At 67.5% G+C, this 6,352-nt stretch carries 5 protein-coding genes; 3 read left to right on the top strand and 2 right to left on the bottom strand.

Annotation, left to right across the window (positions count from 1 at the left end; genetic code table 11):
* Nucleotides 1-276: 276 nt before the first annotated feature.
* Both BSP109_RS16085 and BSP109_RS16090 read right to left on the bottom strand, forming a co-directional pair.
* Nucleotides 277-1,917: a cation acetate symporter gene (locus tag BSP109_RS16085; protein WP_101601951.1), complete on the bottom strand. Its 1,641-nt coding sequence runs from the start codon at nucleotides 1,915-1,917 to the stop codon at nucleotides 277-279.
* A complete protein-coding gene (locus BSP109_RS16090; protein WP_087008387.1) occupies nucleotides 1,914-2,225 on the bottom strand; it encodes a DUF485 domain-containing protein in 312 nt (103 codons plus the stop codon). Before BSP109_RS16090 ends, BSP109_RS16085 begins: the two co-directional genes overlap by 4 nt.
* Before the next feature lie 453 nt (nucleotides 2,226-2,678).
* Between BSP109_RS16090 and gatC the strand changes: the two genes are divergently transcribed.
* The 3 genes from gatC to gatB are packed head-to-tail and all read left to right on the top strand — an operon-like array spanning nucleotide 2,679 to nucleotide 6,024.
* The gene (gene gatC, locus BSP109_RS16095) at nucleotides 2,679-2,984 is read left to right on the top strand and encodes an Asp-tRNA(Asn)/Glu-tRNA(Gln) amidotransferase subunit GatC (protein ID WP_087007800.1); all 306 of its coding nucleotides are present in this window, start codon (nucleotides 2,679-2,681) and stop codon (nucleotides 2,982-2,984) included.
* A 1-nt stretch (nucleotide 2,985) separates the two neighbouring features.
* On the top strand, nucleotides 2,986-4,524 hold the full coding sequence (gene gatA, locus BSP109_RS16100) for an Asp-tRNA(Asn)/Glu-tRNA(Gln) amidotransferase subunit GatA (RefSeq protein ID WP_087007803.1): 1,539 nt from the start codon (nucleotides 2,986-2,988) through the stop codon (nucleotides 4,522-4,524).
* 18 nt (nucleotides 4,525-4,542) lie between these two features.
* Nucleotides 4,543-6,024, top strand: coding sequence for an Asp-tRNA(Asn)/Glu-tRNA(Gln) amidotransferase subunit GatB (gene gatB, locus BSP109_RS16105; protein WP_087007805.1), 1,482 nt, complete (start codon nucleotides 4,543-4,545; stop codon nucleotides 6,022-6,024).
* The last annotated feature ends 328 nt before the right edge of the window (nucleotides 6,025-6,352 follow it).

Raw genomic sequence — 6,352 nt, forward strand, 5'->3', positions numbered from 1 at the left:
CGCGGGGATCAACGGGTTCGTTTCTGCTCACCCCTCAATCACAGTCGGGAAGTGTCACCACCAAGACGCCCCACACTGTCACCGATGTCCTGATGCAGAACTGTCACCCATCTCTTGAGACATAACAGTTTCGTGGTTCAGCAGGCCCAGGTCGTGCAGGTCCAGTAGGCACGGGGACTGACCCACCAGGGTCCCGAGGTCAGCCCCCGGGCCCGGGACTCAGCCCCGGAACAGGGGATCAGCCCCGGGCCTGGGACTCGGCCCCGGATCAGGGGATCAGTGCTCGACCTCCTTCTCCGCACCGTGACCGGTGAGTGAGCGGACCTCCATCTCCGCCGCGAGCTTCTTGCTCTCCACTCCCTTGTCGGTGAGCGAGCCGATCCAGCCCAGCAGGAAGCCCAGCGGGATCGAGACGATGCCCGGGTTGGACAGCGGGAAGATCGCGAAGTCGATGTTCGCGCCGAGCATCGCGTCCTCCGAACCGGACACGACGGGGGAGAAGGCGATGAGCAGGATGCAGGAGATGAGCCCGCCGTACATGCTCCACACCGCTCCGCGCGTGGTGAATCGGCTCCAGTAGAGCGAGTAGAGGATGGTCGGCAGATTCGCGCTCGCCGCGACCGCGAAGGCCAGCGCGACGAGGAATGCGATGTTCTGCCCCTGCACGCCGATGCCGCCGATGATCGACACCGCACCGATGACCAGCACGGTGCGACGGGCGACCTTGACCTCTGCCTGCGAATCCGTCTTGCCTTTGCGGATGACGTTCGAGTAGATGTCATGCGCGAAGGATGCGGCCGCCGTGATCGTCAGACCGGCGACGACCGCAAGGATCGTCGCGAACGCCACGGCGGAGATGATGCCCAGCAGCACCGGGCCGCCCAGCGCGTTGGCGAGCAGCGGAGCAGCGGAGTTCACGCCTCCCGGCGCGTTCACGATGTTCTCCGGCCCGACCATCGCGGCAGCGCCGAAGCCCAGCACGAGGGTGAAGATGTAGAAGACACCGATCAGCCAGATCGCCCACACGACGGATCGGCGGGCCTCCTTCGCAGTGGGCACCGTGTAGAAGCGCATGAGCACGTGGGGCAGACCCGCTGTGCCCAGGACCAGGGCGAGTGCGAGGGAGACGAAGTCGATCGGCAGCGCGCCGTACTTCAGGCCCGGTGCGAGCAGGGCCCCCTTCGGATCGGAGATCGAGTTCGCCACCGCGTCGTCCAGCAGCGACGAGAAGTTGAAGTCGTTGAGCCAGAGCACCCACACCGTCATGATGAAGACGCCGCCGATCAGCAGGAACGCCTTGATGATCTGGACCCAGGTGGTGCCCTTCATGCCGCCCACCAGGACGTAGATGATCATGATGACGCCGACGACCGCGATGACGAGCGACTGGCCCACCCGTGAATCGACGCCCAGCAGCAGGGACACCAGTCCGCCCGCGCCCGCCATCTGGGCGAGCAGGTAGAAGAAGCACACGGCCAGCGTCGTGAGTGCGGCCGCCATGCGGACCGGGCGCTGCTTGAGGCGGAACGCCAGCACGTCGGCCATCGTGAACTTCGCGGTGTTGCGCATGAGCTCCGCGACGAGCAGCAGCGCGACCAGCCACGCGACGAGGAATCCCACCGAATAGAGGAACCCGTCATAGCCGGTGACGGCGATCGCGCCGACGATGCCCAGGAACGATGCGGCGGAGAGGTAGTCGCCGGAGATGGCGAACCCGTTCTGCGAGCCGGTGAATGACCGGCCGGCCGCGTAGTAGTCCGCAGCGGACTTGTTGTTCCTGCTGGCGCGGAACACGATGACGAGCGTCACCGCGACGAACGCCAGGAAGATCGAGATGTTGAGCACCGGATTGTTCTCCGGTGTGGAGGCCGAATCCGCGGCCAGGAGCAGGGGAGCGGTCGTGAGGGCAGTGCTCATGAGGAGGCCTCCTGTGCTTCGAACTCGGTGCGCAGCGCCTGGGCCTTCGGATCCAGCTTCCGGTTCGCGTACATGACGTAGATGCTGGTGATGAGGAAGGTCGTGACGAACTGTCCCAGACCCAGGACTATGCCCAGGTTGACGGAGCCGAACACCGGCTGGGCCATGAAGTCGTGGGCGTAGGCGCCCAGGAGGACATAGACCGCGTACCAGATGATGAAGAACGCGGCCATGGGGAAGACGAAGCTCCGATGCGACCGCTTCAGAGCAACGAACTCCTCTGACTCCTGGGCCGCGATGTAATCCATCGTCTGCACGTGCAGATCGTGCGCTTCCTGCGCTTCCCGCGCTTCCTGCGACTGCTGCTGATCGTGGGGTTCCTGCGATTCCGGTGGACCGTCTTCATGCGGCGCGCTGTTCTGCGCGGAGCCGTCGTACGACATGTCGCCTCCGTGAGGTCGGTGGATGCACCCGGTGCCCCTGCCGCAGCGACTCCGCGTCAGTGCGGTGCAGTGTGCATACCTGCAGGTGGCCGGGCTGCGGGACGCCCCGGGCCCGATGCGTCTGTGCATCGGCTCGGCCCATCGTGAGTGATCCACCTCGCATTCATGCGTCTTTGCAGAATAGTTTTTCGCTCTCGTGCATAGATCGCTGTCGTGCACTAAACTCCGCCGCTCGTCACGTCACCTGCGCTTGTCGTCGCGCCTGCGCCCGCGTCGTAGACTGGCCTGCGATAGAACATCGTTTGAGAGAGGGTGGGGATGGCTGACGCAGCCGCGATCACCGCTGGACAGGTCGAGCACCTGGCGGAACTCGCCAGGATCGCCATGTCCAGCGAAGAGCTTGAGAAGACAGCAGGGGACCTGGACCAGATCCTCGCCAACGTCGCCCGCGTGGCGGAGGTGGCGACGGACGACGTCCCCGCGACCAGTCACCCCATCCCGCTGACGAACGTCCTCCGCGACGACGTCGTGGGAAGCCCCCTCACCGCGGAGCAGGCGCTGTCCGGCGCCCCTGCGTCGGAGGACGGCAAGTTCCTCGTCCCCCAGATCCTCGGGGAGGACTGACATGAGCCAGGACCTCACTCGACTCACCGCCGCACAGCTGGCGGATGGCATGCGCGCAGGGGAGTACACGTCGACCGACGTGACCCGTGCGCACCTGGATCGCATCGAGGCGACCGACGACGTCATCGGCTCGTTCATCTCCGTCACCCCGGACGCCGCGCTCGCCACCGCCGCGGACGTCGACCGCCGGCGCGCAGCAGGTGAAGACCTCCACCCGTTCGCGGGTGTGCCCGTGAGCCTCAAGGACGTCGTCGTCACCGCCGGCATCCGCACGACCGCGGGCTCGAAGATGCTCGAGGACTGGGTGCCGCCCTACGACTCGACCGTCTACGCGAAGATCAAGGATGCGGGACTGCCCGTCCTGGGCAAGACCAACATGGACGAGTTCGCGATGGGATCGACGACGGAGCACTCCGCGTTCGGGCCCACGCGCAACCCGTGGGACACGACCACGGTCCCGGGCGGGTCCTCGGGAGGTGCTGCGACCTCGGCCGCGGCCTACCAGGCACCGCTGGCAGTCGGCACGGACACGGGCGGCTCTGTCCGCCAGCCCGCCGCGTTCACGGGCACGGTGGGTGTGAAGCCCACGTACGGCTCCGTGTCCCGCTACGGCATCGTGGCCATGGCCTCGAGCCTCGACCAGGTGGGCCCGCTGGGTCGCACCGTGGCCGATGCCGCCGCCCTCCACCAGCTGCTGGCCGGTCATGATCCGCGCGACTCCACGTCGCTGAGCGACGCCGTGCCGGACTTCCTCGCCGCCGTCCAGGCCGGGGCCCGCGACGGATCGCTCAAGGGCAAGCGCCTGGGCACGATCCGGCAGCTGTCCGCTGACGACTACGACGACGGCGTGCGCGCGGCGTTCACGCAGGCGCTCGAGCTGGCCCAGCAGGCCGGTGCGGAGATCGTCGAGGTCGACATGCCGTCCCTGCGCTACGCCCTGGACGCGTACTACCTGATCATGCCGTCGGAGGCGTCCTCGAACCTCGCCCGCTACGACGGGATGCGGTTCGGCCTGCGGGTGGAGCCGGAATCCGGTCCCGTCACCGCGGAGACCGTCATGAGTGCGACCCGCGCGGCCGGATTCGGCGCCGAGGTCAAGCGCCGCATCCTGCTGGGCACCTACGCCCTGTCGGCCGGCTACTACGACGCCTACTACGGCTCCGCGCAGAAGGTGCGCACCCTGGTGCAGCGCGACCTGGCCGCGGCCTTCGAGAAGGCGGACGTGCTCGTGTCGCCGACCGCGCCCACGACGGCGCTGCCGTTCGGGATGGAGAGCGACGACGACCCGATGGCCCTCTACCTGGGCGATGCGGCGACGATCCCGGCGAACCTGGCCGGCATCCCCGGCATGAGCCTGCCGGCGGGCCTGGCGAACGGCATGCCCGTGGGCTTCCAGCTGCTGGCACCGGCTCGCGAGGACGCGCGCCTCTACGAGGTGGGCTCCGCGATCGAGGCCCTGGTCACCGACGCCGCAGGCGCACCTGTGTGGGCCGGAGTGCCGACGGACTATGCGGCCGAATCCGCAACGACGAGCGCCTGAGGCCGGGAGGACACGCACATGAAGTATGAGGACGCAGTCGCGAAGTACGATCCGGCTCTGGGCATCGAGGTGCACGTGGAGCTGGGCACCGCGACGAAGATGTTCGATGACGCCCCCAACACGTTCGGTGGGGGTGCGAACGAGAACACGACACCCACCTCGCTGGGTCTGCCCGGCGCGCTGCCGGTCGTGAACCGGACGGCGATCGAGTACGCCATCCGCATCGGCCTGGCACTGGGCTGCGAGATCGCGGAATCGTGCCGGTTCGCACGGAAGAACTACTTCTACCCGGACCTGGCGAAGAACTTCCAGACCTCGCAGGCGGATGAGCCGATCGCCTACGACGGCAGCATCGACGTCGAGCTGGAGGACGGCACGATCGTGCCCGTCGCCATCGAGCGGGCGCACATGGAGGAGGACGCCGGCAAGAACACGCACGTGGGCGGGGCGTCCGGCCGCATCCACGGCGCGGATCACTCGCTGGTCGACTACAACCGCGCCGGTGTGCCGCTGGTCGAGATCGTCACGCACCCGATCACCGGGGTCGGGGACCGCGCTCCCGAGGTGGCGGCCGCCTACGTGCGCACACTGCGGGACATCTTCCGGGCCATCGGGGTCTCCGAGGCGCGGATGGAGCAGGGCAACGTCCGCGCGGACATCAACGTGTCGCTGCGTGCGGACGCGGATGCGCCGCTGGGCACGCGCACGGAGACGAAGAACGTGAACTCGTTCCGCTCGATCGACCGGACGGTGCGCTACGAGATCGCCCGTCAGGCGGAGATCCTCGATGCGGGGGGATCCATCCTGCAGGAGACGCGCCACTTCCACGAGACGGACGGATCGACGTCGTCGGGCCGCCCGAAGTCCGATGCGGACGACTACCGCTACTTCCCGGAGCCGGACCTGGTGCCCGTCGCGCCGTCGCGCGACTGGGTCGAGGAGATCCGCGCGGGTCTGCCGGAGCTGCCGGCCGCACGCCGTCGTCGTCTGCTTGACGAGTGGGGCATCAGCGAGCTGGAGATGCGCGACATCATCAACGCGGACCTCCTGGACCCGGTCGAGGCGACCGTCGTCGCAGGCGCGAAGCCGGATGCGGCGCGCAAGTGGTGGATGGGCGAGATCGCGCGCGTCGCCAAGCAGAAGGACGTCGAGGCCACGGAGCTCGCGACACCGGAGCACGTCGCGGAGCTCCAGAAGCTCATCGACGATGGGAAGCTCAACGACAAGCTGGCCCGGAAGGTGCTCGCGGGAGTCGTCGAGGGACGGGGCACACCCGCGCAGGTGATGGAGGCCGACGGCCTGCAGATCGTCGAGGACACCGGTGCGCTCGAGGCCGCCGTGGACGAGGCGATCGCCGCGAACCCGGACGTAGTCGAGAAGATCAAGGGCGGGAAGATGCAGGCGATCGGCGCGCTCATGGGGCCGATCATGAAGGCCACCCGCGGCCAGGCCGACGCGGGCACAGCGCGCGAGATGATCCTGGAGCGCATCAACAGCTGAGGCTGTCGCATCACCGCCGCCGCAGGCGCCGTCGCCGCCACCTCTACCGCCGCCGAGTGAGTGCAATGTGGTCCAGTTCCATATGGAACTGGACCACATTGCACTCACTCGTTTTCTCACTCGCCTGAACGGTAGGCGGCTGGAGGCTCTGCGGCGGCGCGAGAGCGCAACATCCGCACCAACGGAGTAGGCGGTTTCAGTGGGTCATCGCAACAGGTGGTCTGAGAGTACTTCGTAGGGAGTCGCGAATTCCAGACGCCGACGTGGTCGGCGGTTCATCTGATCGGCGACGTGGTCGAGATCGATCTGGCTGTGGACGCTGAGATCA

It is taken from the genome of Brevibacterium sp. Mu109, from assembly GCF_900169375.1.
Taxonomy (GTDB): Bacteria; Actinomycetota; Actinomycetes; order Actinomycetales; family Brevibacteriaceae; genus Brevibacterium; species Brevibacterium yomogidense_A.

Bases quoted from the DNA above. Each gene is read 5' to 3' on its own strand.
- gatA (WP_087007803.1), top strand. From the start codon at position 2,986: ATGAGCCAGGACCTCACTCGACTCACCGCCGCACAGCTGGCGGATGGC.
- gatB (WP_087007805.1), top strand. From the start codon at position 4,543: ATGAAGTATGAGGACGCAGTCGCGAAGTACGATCCGGCTCTGGGCATC.
- gatC (WP_087007800.1), top strand. From the start codon at position 2,679: ATGGCTGACGCAGCCGCGATCACCGCTGGACAGGTCGAGCACCTGGCG.
- BSP109_RS16085 (WP_101601951.1), bottom strand. From the start codon at position 1,917: ATGAGCACTGCCCTCACGACCGCTCCCCTGCTCCTGGCCGCGGATTCG.
- BSP109_RS16090 (WP_087008387.1), bottom strand. From the start codon at position 2,225: ATGGATTACATCGCGGCCCAGGAGTCAGAGGAGTTCGTTGCTCTGAAG.